This is a genomic window from Tardiphaga sp., from assembly GCF_044336785.1.
GTDB lineage: Bacteria > Pseudomonadota > Alphaproteobacteria > Rhizobiales > Xanthobacteraceae > Tardiphaga.
The window spans coordinates 1-17,180 of record NZ_JBIIOT010000103.1 but is presented as its reverse complement, the minus strand read 5'-3'; the positions used below and the strand labels follow the sequence as shown (position 1 = coordinate 17,180).

Here is a 17,180-nt window from a genome sequence, read left to right as displayed (position 1 = left end):
GGGCATTGAAATTCGTGGAGGGGAAAGCGACTTCCACATCCGCGCTGCACGACACAGGATCGACGGTATATTACGCTGTGTTTGCTGCAACTTAGTTCAAATCTTAACCTAACCGATTAGGCTTACTAGGCCGGCTTTTTGAACAATTCCGCCAGGGTCGGAGAATAATTTGCTGCGTGATCCCGCTTTGTACGCATCAGCGTGATTTCGTTGGCATTGGCGCAGTAATCTTCATAGTTCGCGGCTGCGGTCTTGGCCGCGAGATCGACGTGGCAAGCATGTTTGTGGGCGCAGCCGGCGCAGGCATGGCGCATCTCCATCATTTGCGGCGGTGCAATCTTGTTGATCGCCGCCTCATCGAAGCCGAGCGCCCGCAGCATCTGCGGAAGTTCTGATGCGCCATCGACGCCGCGGCGGACCAGAGCGTCGAGGTCGCTCGGCGTCAGACCGAGTTCATGAGCCATACGCCGGTATTCGCCGCGATCGAGCTCGTTGAGTTCGTTGAGCTGGCGACGCTGCTTGAGCCAGTCGCCAAGCTGATCGATCAGATAGCTGACCACGGGATAGGGTTGGGCGGGCGTCATCGCGATCTCCTGCAGTTGACCAAGGTTGTCTGCAGGGTCGGTCTGATCGGGCGGTCCCGCATTGCTGTGGATCAATCGGCGGTTGCGGCGGGGAAAGTTAGGCATTACCGGCAGAAATGCCTGTCCTGCAGCTCTTCCGGGGAACAGCCGGGGTGGATTCCCGGTTATTCGTCCATAGATTGGAGACATTGTCATTTCCAGAAGCCGGAACGTGGCCTCAGGAGGCGTGGATGACGTTCAGATATTTGATTTCGGGCATGGTCGGCATTGCATTGCTGGCGGCACCTGCGGTTGCGCAGGCCGAACCTGCCGCGACGACATACAAGGCCAGTGAATTCCTGACCCTCGATCTGGCGAAGGCATTGCTGTCGCCAAAGCCGCTCGGGCCCGGCGCGCAGTTCGAGGTTTACCCGATAAAGGCGCGTGCCGATGCCAAGAACGAGATCGACGCGGCGGCCGACAGGCCTGCGGCACAAAAGGCCGTGCCGGTGGCGAAGCCACAACGCAATGTCGCGACGCGCCCACAGCCGCCCGCACGTACCCGCGTCGCACGCCCGCGCAGCAATCCGCTCGATGCCAATGCGGCGGATACGCGGATCCAGACATGGCCGTGCCGGACCGGCGGCATCTGTAACTGGCAGCGGTGAGCCAGCTCTCGCGCGTACATGAAAACGGCGACGCAATGCGTCGCCGTTTTGCTTTGTTCAGGTTGCAGGAAAGGGGGATCAGGCCTTGATCTCTTCCACGCCGCACCATTCCGCGATGAACAGCGCCAGCGCGGTCGTCGTCTTCTTCAGCGAGGGCAGGTTGACGCCTTCGTCGAAGCCGTGGACGCCGCGCGAGATGCAGCCGTAGTTCAGCGTCGGGATCTTGTCGAACAGCGCATAGACGCGGCTGTCGAGATAGGCCAGCGAGATCTCCGGCTTCGGCTTCTGGCCAAACACCGCTTCATGCGCCGCGGCCAGCGTGGCTTCGGCATCCGAACCCGGCTTCAGCTCGTAGCCTTCGGCCTGGAAGCCGTTGAAGGTCACGGTCGGCGGGATGTTCGACAGGAACGGGTCCTGGCGCGAGAAGGCGGCAACGCGGTCCACGATCTCCTTCTTCGCGGCTTCCGCGGTCTTGCCGGGCAGCAGCGAGATGCGGAAGTCGATCTTGCACCAGGCCGGGACCGACGAGGCCCAGTCGCCGCCGGCGATCTTGCCGATGTTCAGGTTGACCGGCTTCTCGATGTTCTTGAAGTGCTCGTGCTCGCTTTTGGTGGCATTCCACTCGGCTTCCAGCTTCCGCAGCTCGCCGACCACGCGATAGGCGCCGTCGATGGCATTGGCACCGGTGCCCATGCGCTGCACATGCACCGGCACGCCGCGCACTTCCACCTGGAACCAGACCACGCCGATATTGGCGCGGGTGATGGTCTCATGCGAGGGCTCGGAGACGACGACGGCATCGGCCTTGTAGCCGCGCAGATGCGTCATCAGCGCGCCGTCGCCGGTGGATTCCTCTTCCACCACCGACTGCAGATAGACGGTTGCCGCCGGCTGCAGGCCGAGGCTCTTCAGCGCGTCGAGGGCGAAGATATTCGAGGCGCAGCCGGCCTTCATGTCGCCGGCGCCGCGGCCCTGCATCCAGTCGCCCTGGATGACGGGATCGTAGGGCGGGGTGCTCCACATATCGAGCGGGCCTTCCGGCACCACGTCCACATGGCCCTGCATGATCAGCGAGCGGCCTTTTTCCTCGCGCGGGTAATGCGTGCCGACCACGATCGGCGCGGTCGAATGCAGCTCGTCCCAGGCGCCGGCGCCGGGATGATGGCCGAGCGCGGCGCGGTCCATCTCGAAGCGTTCCATCTTGTAGCCACGCTCGCGCATGGCGCGGAACATGAAGTCCTGCATGGTGTGTTCGTTGCCGCGGGTCGAGGCGTGACGAACCATATCCTGGGTGAACTTGACCTGGGCATCAAAGCCCTTGTCGACGGCGGCGATGATCTTGTCGCGGAGAGCGGGATCGAGAGCCATGGGGTGTCCTTCTTGAAAATTTGTTGGGTCGGTGTGTCACCTCTCCCCACCGGGGAGAGGTCGTCGCGCGTAGCGCGGCGGGTAAGGGGCTTCCACAAGCGACGGCGCCCGTTGCGCCCCTCACCCGCGCAAGAGCGCGACCTCTCCCCGGCGGGGAGAGGTGAAAAAAGATCAAGCCGTCAGCGCGCGCTCGAGTTTTTCCATGCCTTCGTCCAGGATCTCGTCCTGGGCGGTCAGCGGCACGAGCACGCGGATGGTGTTGAAGTTGACGCCGCAGGAGAGCAGGATCAGACCCTCTTCGGTGGCCTTCTGGGTCACCTTCTTGGTCTGCTCCGCGTCCGGCGTGTCCGAGCCACGCTCCTTGACGATGTCGAAGGCGATCATCGCGCCGACATTGCGGATGCTTTCAATCGGCACCAGGTCGTTGCGCTGCTGCATCTTCTTCAGGCGCGTGGTGATGCGCTCGCCGACATGATTGGCGCGGTTGACCAGCTTCTCCTTCTCGAACACGTCCAGCACGGCCATCGCTGCCGCAATCGCCAGCGGGTTGCCGGCATAGGTGCCGCCGAGGCCGCCCGGATCAGCGGCGTCCATGATCTTGGCCTTGCCGATCACGCCCGACAGCGGGAAACCGCCGGCGAGGCTCTTGGCCACGGTGATGAGGTCGGGCTTCACATCGTAATGTTCCATCGCGAACATCTTGCCGGTGCGGCCATAGCCGGTCTGCACTTCGTCGGCGATGAAGACGATGCCGTTCTCGTCGCAGATCTTGCGCAGCGCACGCATCAGCTCTGGCGGAGCCTGATGGAAGCCGCCTTCCCCCTGCACGGGCTCGATGATGATCGCGGCAACGCGGGCCGGATCGATATCGGCCTTGAACAGGAAGTTCAGATACTTCAGCGATTCTTCAACCGTGACGTCGAGCGGCGCGGCCGGGAAGGGCACGTGCCAGACTTCCGGCATCGAAGCGCCAAAGCCCTTCTTGTAGGGAAACACCTTGCCGGTCATGGTCATGGTCATGTGGGTGCGGCCATGGAAGCCGCCGGTGAAGGCGATCACGCCAGCACGGCCGGTGGCCGCGCGCGCCATCTTGATGGCGTTCTCGGTGGCTTCGGCGCCGGTGGTGAAGAAGGCGGTCTTGGTGTCGCCGTCGATCGGCGCGAGCTTGTTGAGGCGCTCGGCGAGGGTGACATAGGATTCATACAGCAGCACCTGGAAGCAGGTGTGCGTGAAGTTTTCCATCTGCGCCTTGACGGCGGCCATGATGTGCGGATGGCAGTGGCCGGTGTTCAGCACGGCGATGCCGCCGGCGAAATCCACATAGCGCTTGCCTTCGACGTCCCAGACTTCCGCGTTCAGCGCGCGCTGAGCGGAAATCGGCGTGGAGTGGCCGATGCCACGGGGCACGGCGGCTTCGCGGCGTGCGAAGATTTCTGCATTGGTTGCCATTCGAGTTTGGTCCTTCGAGTTTTCTTGGGTGTTGGAGACAGGGTCGTAGGATGGGTTGAGCGAAGCGAAAACCCATCGCCTTCGCGCGTGGGATGATGGGTTTTCGCGAAGACGCTCAACCCATCCTACGAAAGATGTTCAGCGCGCTTGCTCAAAGCCGGCGAGCGTGGAGGTGAGATTGGCGCCCAGGATGTCGGACAGATATCCGCCTTCCTGAACGATGACGGTGGGCAGGCCGAAGCGCGCAACGGCCTGGCCGATGCGGTTGAAGCCCGGCGTGGTGACCTTCAGCGCCGCGAGCGGATCGTGCTCGGAGGCATCGAGGCCAAGCGCCAGGACAAGCGCAGTGGGCGCAAACGACTTGATCGTCTTCTCGGCCAGCGCAAGCGCGTCGACAAAGCCGTCGTCGCCGGTGCCGATGGCAAGCGGGATATTGAGATTGGTGCCAAGGCCGTTGCCTTCGCCCTTCTCATCCGCATAGCCCCACACGAAGGGGTAATAGCCGGTCGGGTCAGCATGGATCGACACTGTCAGCACATCCGGACGCGAATAGAAGATGCCCTGGGTGCCGTTGCCGTGATGCACGTCCACATCGAGAATGGCGACACGCTCATGCTTGGTGCGCAGATGCTCAGCGGCAATCGCCGAATTGTTCATGAAGCAGAAGCCGCCGGCGAGATCGCGATAGGCGTGATGGCCGGGCGGGCGGCACAGCGCATAGACGGCGTCTTCGCCATCCATCACCATCTGTGCAGCCGTCACGGCCGTATCGGTGGAAACGCAGGCGCCAGCCCATGTGCCGGGGCCGATTGGCGCCGATGTATCGACTGTATGCCAGCCGAGCTTGCCGACGATGTGGCTGGGATAGCTGCCCGGCACGCGGTTCGGATGGATATTCGGGATCATCTCGGTGCCGTAGTCCGGCAGCTTGATCCATTCGTCCCAGGCGGTTTCGAGGAAGCGCAGATATTCCGGCGAATGCACCCGCGCGCGAGGTCCTTGTCCGAATTCCGTCGGCGCCACGATCGTGTGCTTGCCGTCATTGAGGCCTTTGAGCAGGCGCACCGCGCGCTCCGGCTGCTCCGTCGTTTTGCGGATCTGGCCACGCACGAGATAGAATTGCGGATCGTGTGCGCTGTGCTTGTCGGAATAAACTGCCTTCACGTGGCGACTCCGTTGGTTGATGTTGGAATTTCGCGGACGAGCTTGCCGACTTCGCGCCAGGCAGCACCGATGTGATAATCGAAGCGCGCGGCGATGATGTCGGGATCGCCCTGTTCGAGCACATCGAGCAATGCTTCATGCGTCTGCGCGATGCGATGCGGATCATCATACAGCCGGCCGATCAGGCCGATCACCATGCGCAATTCGGACGACAGGTCGTCGAAGACCTTCAACAGGCGCTGGCTGCCTGCCATTTCGACGATCATGCGATGGAAGCGATAATCCTCTTCGACCTGCCGGGCGTGATCCTCGAGTTCTGCTGTTTTGTGCAGCACATCAATCTGCCGACGCAGTGCGTCGCGATTGGCGGGGGTGAGGTTCTTTGCCGCAAGGACAGCCGCGTGACACTCGACGCAAATCCGCAGATCGTAGATCTCGTCGATATCGCCCGCCTCGAGCTTGCGGACGAAGAAACCGCGGCGCGGATGCGAGACCAGCAGCCCCTGCTGCTCGAGCAACCGGGCGGCTTCGCGCACCGGCGCGCGGCTGATGCCAAGTTCGCGCGCGATACCGGCCTCGACGACCTTCGCACCGGGGGCGAGCTGCCCGTTAACCACGGCCTGAGTCAGAACGCGCGCCACCTGACCGACGAGATCGGTATCGGCGAGAGCCGTCAAACCAACAGGGGGGGACATCAAACGCATAGGGGAAAAAGCCCGTTTCATGCCGTGTACAAGAATTAAGCGTCGATTGTCGACAGTTTAATCTTGCCGCCTGCCATGCGTTTGTGGTTGCTTTCGGCATCGTAAAAACCGGGAAGTACGCCTGTGAATATGCACGCCAATCTGACGCCGACGCTCGATGCCGCCAAGCAGGTCCGTGTCGATCTCGCCGCTGCCTATCGTTTGATCCATCGTCATGGCCTCGACGACAGCATCTACACGCATATCTCCGTTCGCGTCCCTGGCACGCAGGATCGCTTCCTCATCAATCCCTATGGCATGCGCTTCGAGGAAGTGACCGCCGGTAATCTCGTCACCGTCGATACCGACGGCAAGGTGATCGACGATCCGCTTGGCGTCGGCATCAACCCGGCCGGATTCACCATCCACAGCGCCGTGCATATGGCGCGTCATGATGCGAATTGCGTTCTGCACACGCACACTGTTGCCGGTGTTGCCGTGTCGTGTCTGAAGGATGGTCTGCAGCCGCTGAACCAGTGGTCGATGCAGTTCACGGATCGCATCGCCTATCATGACTTCGAAGGCATCGCGCTGGATCTCTCCGAGCGCGAGCGCCTCGTTGCCGATCTCGGCGACAAGATGGTCCTGATCCTGCGCAATCACGGCCTGCTCACCTGCGGCCGCTCGGTCGGCGAGGCGTTCAAGCTGATGTTCAATATGGAGCGCTCCTGCCGCGCGCAGCTGGCGATTCTTTCAACCGGTGCCGAAGTCATTCGTCCGTCGCATGCCATTGCCTCGCACACCGCTGGCCAGTATGACCGCGGCTATACGAAGGTGCATGCGGAAGGAAAGCCGGACAGCGAATGGGATGCGTTCAAGCGCATGCTCGATCGCACCGATCCCGATTACAAGAATTGATCCGATTTGCATCATACGTCGTCAACTGTTCCGGGTTACGTGCCGTTCGGCACTGAGGGGAAAGATATGTTGAAAAAATTGGTATTGGCTCTCGCGCTCAGCAGTGTGAGCACATTCGCTTTGGCGCAGGAGCCGAAGCTCGGCGGCACCATCAATGCCGTGATTCAGCCTGAACCGCCGGGCCTCATGCTCGCACTGGTTCAGAACGGTCCGACCCAGATGGTGTCGGGCAATATCTATGAGGGCTTGCTGCGTTATTCGAAGACGTTGGAGCCGCAGCCAGGTCTTGCCGAGAGCTGGACCATCAGCCCGGATGCCAAGACCTATACCTTCAAGCTCAAGCAGGGCGTCACCTGGCACGATGGCAAGCCGTTCACCTCGGCCGACGTGCTGTTCTCCATCGAGACGTTGAAGGTGACCCACGCCCGCGCCCGCGGCAATCTCGTCCAGCTCGACAAGGTCGAGGCCCCGGACGATTACACTGTCGTCTTCACGCTGAAGCAGCCGTTCGGTCCCTTCATCGGCATCTTCGAAGTCGGCTCGATGCCGATGATCCCGAAGCACATCTATGAAGGCACCGACGTCAAGACCAATCCGGCCAACAACACGCCGATCGGCACCGGTCCCTTCATGCTCAAGGAGTGGAAGAAGGGCTCGTTCATCCAGCTGGTGAAGAACCCGAACTACCACGTCAAGGGCAAGCCCTATATCGACGGCATCTACTGGCAGGTCATTCCGGACGCCGCTGCGCGCTCGGTGGCCTATGAGACCGGCAAGGTCGATGTGCTGCCCGGCGGTTCGATCGAGAACTTCGACGTGCCGCGCGTCAGCAAGCTGCCGAACACCTGCGTCACTGGCGAAGGCTGGGAGTTCTTCTCGCCGCTGGCCTGGATGTGGCTGAACAACCGCAACCCGATCCTCGCCAACAAGAAGGTCCGTCAGGCCATCATGTTCGCGGTGGACCGCGAGTTCGCCAAGGACGTGATCTGGAACGGTCTCGGCAAGGTAGCGACCGGCCCGTCGGCCTCGACCATCAAATTCTACACCGATGACGTGCCGAAATATCCCTATGACCCGGCCAAGGCCAAGGCGCTGCTGAAGGAAGCCGGTTACAAGGGCGAGAAGATCCGCATCATGCCGCTGCCCTATGGCGAGACATGGTCGCGCTGGGGTGAAGCTGTGAAGCAGAACCTTGTCGATGTCGGCTTCAATATCGAGACGATTGCGACCGACGTGCCGGGCTCGAACCAGAAGAACAGCGAATGGGATTTCGATATCTCCTTCACCTATCTCTATCAGTACGGTGATCCGGCCCTCGGCGTCGGTCGTAACTACGTCTCGAGCCAGATCGTGAAGGGCCAGCTCTTCAACAATCTCGAAGGCTATTCGAACCCCGAGGTCGACAAGCTGTTCGCGGACGGCGCCGTTGCGACGCCGGATTCGAAGCGCAAGGAGATCTACGACAAGGTGCAGAAGATTCTGGTCGAAGACGTTCCGGTGGCGTGGCTGCTCGAATTGCAGTTCCCGACCATCATGAACTGCAAGGTCAAGAACCTGATCACCACCGGTATCGGCGTCAATGACGGCTTCCGCGACGCCTGGATCGACAAGTAAGTAACGCCGCTCAATGCCCGTGACGATCGACACGATCGTCACGGGTTTTCTTTTGCTCTATCTCCGACTGCGGTGGATCGCCGATGCTGTCATTCGTTTCCCAGAGGATCGTGAAGGGCGTGTTCGTCCTGCTTGCGATCGTCGTGATGAACTTCTTTCTGATCCGCCTCGCGCCGGGCGATCCCGCCTCGGTGATGGCCGGCGAGGCCGGCGCGTCAGATCCGATGTTCGTCCAGCAGCTCCGTGAAAAATTCTCGCTCGACAAGCCGCTGCCCGAGCAGCTCTTCACTTACGTCAAGGGCGTCGTGCAGCTCGATCTCGGCTTCTCGTTCCGCCAGCAGATGCCGGTGTCGAAGCTGATCGCCGAGCGTCTGCCGGCGACGCTGCTGCTGACGCTGACGGCCTTTGCCATTTCGCTTGCGCTCGGCATCACTTTCGGCACGCTGGCCGCAAGATTTGCGGGGACATGGGCGGATACCGCCATCACTGTCTCGGCACTGCTGTTCTATGCGACGCCGATCTTCTGGGTCGCACTGATGTCGATCCTGCTGTTCTCCGTCTATCTCGGCTGGCTGCCCAGTTTCGGCTACGAGACCATCGGCGCCAATTACACCGGATGGGCGCATGTGAAGGATGTCGGCCTGCATCTGATCATGCCGGCGATGACCATCGGCCTGTTCTTCATGGCCACCTATACGCGCATGACGCGCGCCTCGATGCTCGAGGTGAAGCGTCTCGACTTCGTCAAGACGGCGCGTGCGAAGGGCCTCGCCGATAACATCATCCAGCGCCGCCACGTGCTGCGCAACGCGCTGCTGCCGGTGGTGACGCTGGCCGGCGTGCATTCCGGCACGCTGGTGGGCGGCGCCGTGCTCACCGAGACGGTGTTCGCATGGCCCGGCATCGGCCGTCTGCTGTATGAGGCGCTGCTGCAACGCGATTACAACCTCTTGCTCGGCGTCTTCACGGTCTGCTCGGCCATGGTGCTGATCTTCAACCTCGTCACCGACCTCGTTTATCGTCTGGTCGATCCGCGCATCGAGTTTGCCAAATGAAGAAGTTCTGGAAATTGATGCTGCGCAATCCCGGCGGCGTCATCGGTCTGATCCTCTTGACCGTCGCCGTCATCATCGCCGTGTTCGGCCCGATGATGTTCCCCACCTCGCCATGGCGCATGGTGCAGCGGCCGTTCCTGCCGCCCTTCACCAATCCGATGGTGACGCTCGGCACCGATGCGCTCGGCCGCGACGTGTTCGCCGGCCTGATCTATGGCGCGCGCGTATCGCTGCTGGTTGGTCTCGTCTCCACCACGGTGGCGCTGACCATCGGCGTGCCGGTCGGCGCCATTGCCGGCTATTTCGGCGGCAAGGTCGATGACGCGATGATGCGCGGCACCGAATTCTTCCAGACCATTCCAAGCTTCGCGCTGGCTATCGTGCTGGTCGCGATCTTGCAGCCCTCGATCTATTCCATCGTCGGCGCCATCGCCATCGTGTCGTGGCCGCCGGTGGCGCGTCTTGTCCGCGGCGAGGTGCTGTCGCTGCGCACGCGCGAATATGTGCAGGCCGCGGTCGTCACCGGCCAGAGCAATGGCTGGATCATCTGGCGCGAGATCCTGCCCAACACGATCTCGCCCATTATCGTGCTCGCTTCGCTCATGGTCGCAAATGCGATCCTGTTGGAATCCTCGCTGTCCTTCCTCGGCCTCGGCGATCCCAATCTGATGTCCTGGGGCTACATGGTCGGCGCCGGCCGCACCGTCATCCGCCAGGCCTGGTGGATCACGGTATTCCCCGGCATTGCCATTCTGCTCTCGGTGCTCGCCATGAACTTGATCGGCGAAGGCCTCAACGACGCGCTCAATCCGCGCCTGGCAAAGGATAGCCGCTGATGTCCAAAGCGCCCGCCATTGCCATCAAGAACCTCAAGATCGCACTCCCGAAGAGCGGTGAGCGCTCCTATGCCGTCGAGGGCGTCTCTATCGATCTCATCCCAGGCGAGATCGTCTGTCTGGTCGGTGAATCCGGCTCGGGCAAGTCCATGTGCGCGCATGCGCTGATGGGTCTGCTGCCCGATACGGTCAAGACCGAGGCCGGTGAAATCGCCTTCAACGGCAAGAACCTTCTGAAGCTCAGCGAAGACGGCTGGCGCGAGGTCCGCGGCCGCGACATCGCCATGGTGTTCCAGGAGCCAATGACTGCGCTCAATCCGTTGATGCGCATCGGCGACCAGATGATGGAGATGTTCGAGGCGCACAATTTGCTGACGCCGAAGGAGCGCCGCGCCAAGGCGCTCAATCTGGCCAAGGAAGTCGGTCTGCCCGATCCCGAGCGCATCATCCGCGCCTATCCGCATCAGCTCTCCGGCGGCCAGCGCCAGCGCGCCATGATCGCCATGGCGCTGGCACTTGAGCCATCGGTGCTGGTCGCCGACGAGCCGACCACCGCGCTTGACGTCACCACCCAGGCGCAGATCCTCAAGCTGATCCGCAACCTGCAGCGCAGCCGCAACATGGCGGTGATGTTCATCACCCATGATTTCGGCGTCGTCGCCGATATCGCCGATCGCGTCGTCGTGCTGCGGCACGGCAAGATCGTGGAAGAAGGCTCCATCGATGCGGTGTTCAAGAATCCGCAGCACGATTACACCAAGGCGCTGCTCGCCGCCGTGCCGTCGATGGATCCGCCCGCGCGTGTGCCGCTCGACGAAGCCAACAAGGCCGTCGATGTCATCGGCCTCGACAAGACCTATGTGACGCCGCAAGGCTGGTTCAAGCCGGATCGCCGTGTGCAGGCCGCCAACGAGGTGACTTTCTCGATCCTCAAGGGCGAGACCATTGGTCTCGTCGGCGAGTCCGGCTCCGGCAAGTCCTCGGTCGCCCGTCTCGTCATGCGTCTGATCGAAGCCGACCGCGGCACCGTTCGCATCGGCGATGTCGATCTCACCGCGCTCAAGGGCAAGGCGCTGCGTCAGCAGCGCCATCGCATCCAGATGATCTTCCAGGATCCGTTCGCCTCGCTCAATCCCCGCCGCAAGGTCGGTCAGATCATCACCGATGGTCCGATCTCCCACGGCACCGATCCGAAGGTCGCGATGGCGCGTGCGCGCGAGTTGCTCGGCATGGTCGGTCTCGATGCCGGCTCGCTCGATCGCTATCCGCATGAATTCTCCGGCGGCCAGCGCCAGCGCCTCGGCATCGCCCGTGCGCTTGCGATGGACCCGGAAATCATCGTCGCCGATGAAGCCGTCTCCGCCCTCGACGTGTCGGTGCAGGCACAGGTGCTGAAGCTGCTGGAGGACCTCAAGGCCCGCCTTGGCCTCTCGATGCTGTTCATCACCCATGACTTGCGCGTCGCCGCCCAGATCTGCGATCGCATCGCGGTGATGCAGCGTGGCGAGATCGTCGAGCTGAAGCCGACCGCGCAGCTGTTTGCATCGCCCGAACATCCCTATACCCGCGAGCTCCTCAGCGCCGTTCCCGGCCAGAGCTCGCCATCACAGGCCGCCTGATCCCCGATGCCGAACAAGACGACGCGCTGCGTCCTTCTCAGCACCACCATCGACCTGCGCGATTATCTCGCGCCTGAGATCGCGCGGCTGGATGGCGTCGTGAGTTTCGTCGATCATCTCGATGGCAGCGATGCGGCTGACGTGGAGATGGCGGTGGGCTGGTTCCCGCACGCGGACGCCTTCACGCATTATCCGAACATCAAGGCTGCGTGCTCGATCGCGGCGGGCGCCGATAGTCTGCTGCATTGCCCGAGCATGCGTGATGATATCGATATCGTGCGGGTGATCGAACCGGCCCAGGCCGAGATGATGTCGGGCTTCGTGATCTGGAACGCGATCTATCATCAGCGCCGGATGGGTGTGTATCGCCAGCAGCAGCGCGACAAGGTCTGGAAGCGCCTGCCACAGCGCGCCGCGCGCGAGGTGCCGGTCGGCATCCTCGGTTACGGTGCCATCGGCGCGCGCGTGGCGTCGGATCTGTCGATGCTCGGTTTTCCCGTGAAGGTCTGGAGCCGCACGCCAAAGGTGACCTCTGCAGGCATCGCCGGATTTCATGGCACCGACGGTCTCGACCGGATGCTCGACGATACCGAGGTGCTGATCAACCTGCTGCCGCTGACATCCGAGACCCGCGGCCTGCTCAATGCCTCGCTTTTTGGCAAGCTGCGGCGCGGCGCCTATGTGATCCATGTGGGCCGCGGCGCCCATATGGTCGAGCACGACATTTTCGCGGCCCTCGACAGTGGTCAGTTGTCCGGCGCGTCCATCGACGTCTTCCCGATCGAGCCACTGCCGAAGGACAGCCCGTTCTGGAGCCATCCGAAGGTGCTGCTGACGCCGCACGACGCCTGCGACGTCACCATGGCTGCTGTCGGCGGTACGATCCGCGCGACGGCGGAGGCGGTACAGGCAGGCTTGAAGCCGAAAGATACGGTGGATCGGGCAAGGGGATACTAGGCGCCGAAGCCGTAGGTGGGTTGAGCGTATACCCATCAGGCTGGGCGCACGTGGTGATGGGTATCGCTAACGCTCAACCCATCCTACATCCGCGTCTCATGTCATCGCGCCAGCCAGAATCCCCCGAGGACCAGCGCGACCGCCAGCGTCACGATAATGCCGCCAACGGTCAGCGTAATGGCAAGCAGGCCGTGCGAATCCAGCCATGCACGAAGCGCTTTCTCCACCTTGAACATCTCCCTGGGATGTGAGTTCCTGTTGATGTGCGGGCAGCGTATCAGATCGCGCAGGCGCCGTCCTGTGGCGGGCTGCCCCAGAGCATGACCCCGGAAAGTGCAGACCGGTCTCCGGATCTGGTCATGTTCCGTAACAAGATTCAGGAGATCTCATGCAATCGATCGAAACCCAGGGCATCACCGTGCCGAAGCTCGGCCTCGGCACCTTCAAGCTGACGGGCGATGCCTGCATTGCTGGTGTCGAGAGCGCGATCAAGCTCGGCTATCGCCATATCGACACCGCCGAGATGTATGGCAATGAGGCCGAAGTCGGCGCCGGCATCAAGGCCGCCGGTCTTGCTCGCAAGGATCTGCATGTCACGACCAAGGTCTGGCACGAGAATCTTGCACCCGACGCCATCAAGCGTGCCTTCGATGCCAGCCAGGCCAAGCTCGGCCTCGACGTCATCGACCTCTATCTCGTGCATTGGCCGTCGAAAGGCATGAACCTGCCGGCGATTTTCGAGACGCTGCTGAAATTCAAGGACGAGGGCCGCATTCGCGCACTCGGCGTCGCCAATTTCCCGGTGGCGCTGATGAAGCAGGCGGTGGAGGAGATCGGTGCGCCCGTCGCCTGCAATCAGGTCGAATATCACGCGCTGCTGGACCAGACGAAACTGCTGACCTATCTGCGCGCGAAGTCGATCCCGCTGGTGGCCTATTGTCCGCTGGGGCAGGGCCGTCTCGCCGACAATGACGCGATGAAGCAGATTGCATCGAAGCACGGCGTGAGCGCTGCGCAGGTCGCCCTGAAATGGTTGCTCGATCAGGATGGTGTCGCGGCGATCCCGAAAGCATCGCGCAAGGAGAGCCAGCAGGCCAATCTCGATGCATGGAAGGTCACGCTGGATGACGAGGATCGCAAGGTGATTGCTGGATTGCCAAAGGATCAGCGTCTGGTGAAGCCCGCCTTCGCACCCGATTGGGATTGATCTCTTTCCCTCCCCCAAGCGGCGAAGCCGCGCAGCGGGGAGGGTGGCACGAGCCTGACGAAGCGAAGCTTCGTTATGGCGAGTGACGGGTGGGGGGCTTCCCCATACTCCGACGCCACGTGGGGAGAGACTCCCCGCCTGGCGGCGGACCCTCCCCATTCGCTGCGCTCCGGCGAGAGACGTCATCCGCATCAGCACAAAACAAAAATGCCCGGCGTAAGCCGGGCATTTCGCATTCCAAATACAGGCGCTTAGCCGAACGCCTGGATCCCCGTGATGGCACGGCCGAGGATCAGCGCATGAACGTCATGCGTGCCCTCATAGGTGTTCACGGTTTCCAGGTTCTGCGCATGGCGCATCACCTGATATTCGATCTGGATGCCGTTGCCGCCATGCATGTCGCGGGCGACGCGGGCGATGTCGAGGGCCTTGCCGCAATTGTTGCGCTTCACCACCGAGATCATGTCCGGGTGGAAATTGCCTTCGTCCATCAGGCGGCCGACGCGGAGCGAGCCCTGCAGGCCGAGCGAGATTTCGGTCAGCATGTCGGCGAGCTTCTTCTGCACCAGCTGGGTGGCGGCGAGCGGACGGTTGAACTGCTTGCGGTCCAGCGTGTACTGGCGGGCGCGGGACATACAGTCCTCGGCAGCGCCGAGCACGCCCCACGAAATGCCATAGCGGGCGCGGTTGAGGCAGCCGAACGGACCCTTGAGGCCCGACACGTTGGGCAGCAGGTTCTCTTCCGGCACGATCACGTTATCCATGACGATTTCGCCGGTGATGGAGGCACGCAGCGACAGCTTGCCGCCGATCTTCGGCGCCGACAGGCCCTTCATGCCCTTTTCGAGCACGAAGCCGCGGATCTGGTTGTCATGGGCGGCGGACTTCGCCCACACCACGAACACGTCGGCGATCGGCGCATTCGAGATCCACATCTTCGAGCCGGTGAGCTTGTAGCCGTCCGACACCTTCTCGGCGCGGGTCTTCATGCCGCCGGGATCGGAACCGGCATCGGGCTCGGTGAGGCCGAAGCAGCCGACCCACTCGCCGGTGGCGAGCTTGGGCAGATACTTCTTGCGCTGCTCTTCGCTGCCATAGGCATAGATCGGATACATCACCAGCGACGACTGCACCGAGTTCATCGAGCGATAGCCGCTATCGATGCGCTCGATCTCACGGTTGACGAGGCCATAGGCGACATAGCTGGCATTGGCGCAGCCATATTCCTCGGGCAGCGTCACGCCGATCAGGCCGAGCTCGCCCATCTCGTTGAAGATCTCGCGGTCGGTGTGCTCGTTGAGATAGGCGTCGGTGACGCGCGGCAGCAGCTTGTCCTGGGCATAAGCGCGCGCGGTGTCGCGGATCATGCGCTCATCTTCGGTGAGCTGCCCATCGAGCAGGAACGCATCGTCCCACTGAAAATTCGCAGCGGGCTTGTCCTTACCCTTAACGCTCATCGAAGTCCCTTTCATATCGTGGTGAATGGCACGCAGGCTTTTTGTTTCCTTGCCAATGCGTGATGTCTCACATAGGCCATCGCCGCCGGAGCTGCTCTGGCCTAGGTGGAATGCGGTATTTTAGGTCCAGTACTTTAAGTCTTGGACCTTTAGCCTTCAAGCTGTTCGTTGCAGGCGATCTCGATGCCGAAACCTGAAAGGCCCTTATAGTCATGGGCCGAGGAGGTGAGATGGCGGATCGAGGTAACGCCGAGATCGCGCAGAATTTGTGCACCGACGCCGATCTCGCGCCACTGCCGGTTGCGATCGGCTTCCGCCGACTTCGGCGCATCCAGTGGCTCGACAGGAACACCTGCGGCACCATCGCGCAGATATACCAGCACACCGCTGCCGTTCTTCTTGAAGCGCTCCAGGATGACATTCATCTTCGCGGGCCCAAAAAACGTGTCGCGCACGATGTTCGGTTTATGGAAGCGGGTCAGCACATTCTTGCCGTCGCCAACGCTGCCATAGACGAAGGCGACGTGGTGGATCGGGTCGAACGGCGAGCGGTACGAATAGCCCTGCAGGGTGCCGATCGGGCTTTCGGTGGTGAAGGTCGAGACGCGCTCGATCAGCTTCTCGCGGGCCTGACGATAGGCGATCATGTCGGCAATAGTGACATGCTTGAGCTTGTGCGTGGCCGCGAAGTCGACGACCTGCTGGCCCTTCATCACCGAGCCATCGTCATTCATCAATTCGCTGATGACGCCGACCGGCGAGAGATTGGACATCTTGCAGAGATCGACGGCGGCTTCCGTATGGCCCGAGCGCATCAGCACGCCGCCATCCTTGGCGATCAGCGGGAAGATGTGGCCGGGGCGCGCGAAATCATTGGCGCCGGCATTGGGATTGGTCAGCGCGCGGCAGCAGGAGGCGCGCTCTTCGGCGGAGATGCCGGTGCCGTTGTCGGGCTTGTAGTCGATCGACACCGTGAAGGCGGTGGTGTGATTGCTGTCGTTGTTCACGACCATCGGATCGAGCCGCAGGCGGCGTGCGTCCTCGACGGTGATCGGCGCGCAGACGATGCCGGAGGTGTGGCGGATGATGAAGGCCATCTTCTCCGGGGTGCAGAACTGTGCCGCGACGATCAGATCGCCTTCGCCCTCGCGATCGTCGTCATCGGTGACCACGACCATTTCGCCAGCGGCGAACGCCTTCAGAACGTCAGAAATCGGATCGGCCATCGGGATGCTCTCATTCGTTATGGCCAGTGATATGGCGCAGAGCGGGGACCGGTGCAACCCGCGGAAATGGGGCCCGGAACTGCGGGTTCGCAGTGCGGAATGGGGGACAACTTGTCGTCGCCCGGCTCGACCGGGCGATCCAGTACACGGCAGCGGCTGTGGGTCATCAGGACTGCCGGTGGGTTACTGGACCACCCGTTTTCGCGGGTGGTGACAACAGAGAGTGGCAGCGAAAGCCTACGGCAGAACTTCCCGTCGTTCCGCCAGCTTCGTATCCATTTCCGCCCGCTTGGCCTGGAGCAGGCCCTGATCCACCGCCTCGATCACCTCATACAGCGCCTTGGCGTCGCTCAGGCGGGTGACGGTGACGTAATCCGCGCCGGCTGCGTAGATATC

Annotated in this window: 16 protein-coding genes; 8 read left to right on the top strand and 8 right to left on the bottom strand. The window is 62.1% G+C overall.

Annotated features, from left to right (window positions below):
* Positions 1–125 precede the first annotated feature (125 nt).
* Positions 126–773: a hypothetical protein gene (locus ACIQ2A_RS21930; RefSeq protein WP_398483336.1), complete on the bottom strand. Its 648-nt coding sequence runs from the start codon at positions 771–773 to the stop codon at positions 126–128.
* 41 nt (positions 774–814) lie between these two features.
* Here ACIQ2A_RS21930 and ACIQ2A_RS21925 point away from each other — a divergent pair, with 41 nt between their 5' ends.
* On the top strand, positions 815–1,231 hold the full coding sequence (locus ACIQ2A_RS21925) for a hypothetical protein (RefSeq protein WP_398483334.1): 417 nt from the start codon (positions 815–817) through the stop codon (positions 1,229–1,231).
* 78 nt (positions 1,232–1,309) lie between these two features.
* Here ACIQ2A_RS21925 and ACIQ2A_RS21920 read toward each other — a convergent pair whose 3' ends face one another.
* The 4 genes from ACIQ2A_RS21920 to ACIQ2A_RS21905 all read right to left on the bottom strand — a co-directional run bounded on the left by ACIQ2A_RS21920 (position 1,310) and on the right by ACIQ2A_RS21905 (position 5,907).
* A complete protein-coding gene (locus ACIQ2A_RS21920; RefSeq protein ID WP_398483332.1) occupies positions 1,310–2,599 on the bottom strand; it encodes an ArgE/DapE family deacylase in 1,290 nt (429 codons plus the stop codon).
* Between the two features lie 171 nt (positions 2,600–2,770).
* Positions 2,771–4,048, bottom strand: a complete 1,278-nt coding sequence (gene gabT, locus ACIQ2A_RS21915) for a 4-aminobutyrate--2-oxoglutarate transaminase (protein WP_398483330.1) — start codon at positions 4,046–4,048, stop codon at positions 2,771–2,773.
* 138 nt (positions 4,049–4,186) lie between these two features.
* Complete coding sequence (locus ACIQ2A_RS21910) at positions 4,187–5,212, bottom strand: histone deacetylase family protein (protein ID WP_398483328.1); 1,026 nt, start codon at positions 5,210–5,212, stop codon at positions 4,187–4,189.
* Positions 5,209–5,907: a GntR family transcriptional regulator gene (locus ACIQ2A_RS21905; protein WP_398483326.1), complete on the bottom strand. Its 699-nt coding sequence runs from the start codon at positions 5,905–5,907 to the stop codon at positions 5,209–5,211. The genes ACIQ2A_RS21910 and ACIQ2A_RS21905 overlap by 4 nt, the downstream gene beginning before the upstream one ends.
* 138 nt (positions 5,908–6,045) lie before the next feature.
* Between ACIQ2A_RS21905 and ACIQ2A_RS21900 the strand changes: the two genes are divergently transcribed.
* The 6 genes from ACIQ2A_RS21900 (at position 6,046) to ACIQ2A_RS21875 (ending at position 12,894) form a co-directional block, all read left to right on the top strand.
* Positions 6,046–6,813, top strand: coding sequence for a class II aldolase/adducin family protein (locus ACIQ2A_RS21900; RefSeq protein WP_398483338.1), 768 nt, complete (start codon positions 6,046–6,048; stop codon positions 6,811–6,813).
* Between the two features lie 66 nt (positions 6,814–6,879).
* Positions 6,880–8,427 (top strand): ABC transporter substrate-binding protein, encoded by a 1,548-nt coding sequence (locus ACIQ2A_RS21895; protein ID WP_398483324.1) that lies wholly within the window; start codon positions 6,880–6,882, stop codon positions 8,425–8,427.
* An 83-nt stretch (positions 8,428–8,510) separates the two neighbouring features.
* A complete protein-coding gene (locus tag ACIQ2A_RS21890; RefSeq protein ID WP_398483322.1) occupies positions 8,511–9,482 on the top strand; it encodes an ABC transporter permease in 972 nt (323 codons plus the stop codon).
* Positions 9,479–10,318 (top strand): ABC transporter permease, encoded by an 840-nt coding sequence (locus tag ACIQ2A_RS21885; RefSeq protein WP_398483320.1) that lies wholly within the window; start codon positions 9,479–9,481, stop codon positions 10,316–10,318. Before ACIQ2A_RS21890 ends, ACIQ2A_RS21885 begins: the two co-directional genes overlap by 4 nt.
* Positions 10,318–11,937, top strand: coding sequence for an ABC transporter ATP-binding protein (locus tag ACIQ2A_RS21880; RefSeq protein ID WP_398483318.1), 1,620 nt, complete (start codon positions 10,318–10,320; stop codon positions 11,935–11,937). The genes ACIQ2A_RS21885 and ACIQ2A_RS21880 overlap by 1 nt, the downstream gene beginning before the upstream one ends.
* Positions 11,938–11,943: 6 nt before the next feature.
* Positions 11,944–12,894 carry a 2-hydroxyacid dehydrogenase gene (locus ACIQ2A_RS21875; protein WP_398483316.1) on the top strand — a complete coding sequence of 317 codons (951 nt, stop codon included), beginning with the start codon at positions 11,944–11,946 and terminating at the stop codon, positions 12,892–12,894.
* A gap of 101 nt (positions 12,895–12,995) precedes the next feature.
* Here the strand turns inward: ACIQ2A_RS21875 and ACIQ2A_RS21870 are convergent, their stop codons facing one another.
* Positions 12,996–13,121 carry a hypothetical protein gene (locus tag ACIQ2A_RS21870; RefSeq protein WP_398483314.1) on the bottom strand — a complete coding sequence of 42 codons (126 nt, stop codon included), beginning with the start codon at positions 13,119–13,121 and terminating at the stop codon, positions 12,996–12,998.
* 161 nt (positions 13,122–13,282) lie between these two features.
* Between ACIQ2A_RS21870 and ACIQ2A_RS21865 the strand changes: the two genes are divergently transcribed.
* A complete protein-coding gene (locus tag ACIQ2A_RS21865) occupies positions 13,283–14,101 on the top strand; it encodes an aldo/keto reductase (RefSeq protein ID WP_398483312.1) in 819 nt (272 codons plus the stop codon).
* A gap of 251 nt (positions 14,102–14,352) precedes the next feature.
* Here the strand turns inward: ACIQ2A_RS21865 and ACIQ2A_RS21860 are convergent, their stop codons facing one another.
* Together ACIQ2A_RS21860 and ribB are read right to left on the bottom strand one after the other, a co-directional pair.
* The gene (locus tag ACIQ2A_RS21860) at positions 14,353–15,558 is read right to left on the bottom strand and encodes an acyl-CoA dehydrogenase (protein WP_398483310.1); all 1,206 of its coding nucleotides are present in this window, start codon (positions 15,556–15,558) and stop codon (positions 14,353–14,355) included.
* A gap of 149 nt (positions 15,559–15,707) precedes the next feature.
* Positions 15,708–16,784 (bottom strand): 3,4-dihydroxy-2-butanone-4-phosphate synthase, encoded by a 1,077-nt coding sequence (gene ribB, locus ACIQ2A_RS21855; protein ID WP_398483308.1) that lies wholly within the window; start codon positions 16,782–16,784, stop codon positions 15,708–15,710.
* Positions 16,785–17,180: the final 396 nt, after the last annotated feature.

Bases quoted from the DNA above. Each gene is read 5' to 3' on its own strand.
- ribB (WP_398483308.1), bottom strand. From the start codon at position 16,784: ATGGCCGATCCGATTTCTGACGTTCTGAAGGCGTTCGCCGCTGGCGAA.
- gabT (WP_398483330.1), bottom strand. From the start codon at position 4,048: ATGGCAACCAATGCAGAAATCTTCGCACGCCGCGAAGCCGCCGTGCCC.
- ACIQ2A_RS21885 (WP_398483320.1), top strand. From the start codon at position 9,479: ATGAAGAAGTTCTGGAAATTGATGCTGCGCAATCCCGGCGGCGTCATC.
- ACIQ2A_RS21865 (WP_398483312.1), top strand. From the start codon at position 13,283: ATGCAATCGATCGAAACCCAGGGCATCACCGTGCCGAAGCTCGGCCTC.
- ACIQ2A_RS21905 (WP_398483326.1), bottom strand. From the start codon at position 5,907: ATGTCCCCCCCTGTTGGTTTGACGGCTCTCGCCGATACCGATCTCGTC.
- ACIQ2A_RS21920 (WP_398483332.1), bottom strand. From the start codon at position 2,599: ATGGCTCTCGATCCCGCTCTCCGCGACAAGATCATCGCCGCCGTCGAC.
- ACIQ2A_RS21930 (WP_398483336.1), bottom strand. From the start codon at position 773: ATGTCTCCAATCTATGGACGAATAACCGGGAATCCACCCCGGCTGTTC.
- ACIQ2A_RS21925 (WP_398483334.1), top strand. From the start codon at position 815: ATGACGTTCAGATATTTGATTTCGGGCATGGTCGGCATTGCATTGCTG.
- ACIQ2A_RS21890 (WP_398483322.1), top strand. From the start codon at position 8,511: ATGCTGTCATTCGTTTCCCAGAGGATCGTGAAGGGCGTGTTCGTCCTG.
- ACIQ2A_RS21875 (WP_398483316.1), top strand. From the start codon at position 11,944: ATGCCGAACAAGACGACGCGCTGCGTCCTTCTCAGCACCACCATCGAC.
- ACIQ2A_RS21860 (WP_398483310.1), bottom strand. From the start codon at position 15,558: ATGAGCGTTAAGGGTAAGGACAAGCCCGCTGCGAATTTTCAGTGGGAC.
- ACIQ2A_RS21895 (WP_398483324.1), top strand. From the start codon at position 6,880: ATGTTGAAAAAATTGGTATTGGCTCTCGCGCTCAGCAGTGTGAGCACA.
- ACIQ2A_RS21880 (WP_398483318.1), top strand. From the start codon at position 10,318: ATGTCCAAAGCGCCCGCCATTGCCATCAAGAACCTCAAGATCGCACTC.
- ACIQ2A_RS21900 (WP_398483338.1), top strand. From the start codon at position 6,046: ATGCACGCCAATCTGACGCCGACGCTCGATGCCGCCAAGCAGGTCCGT.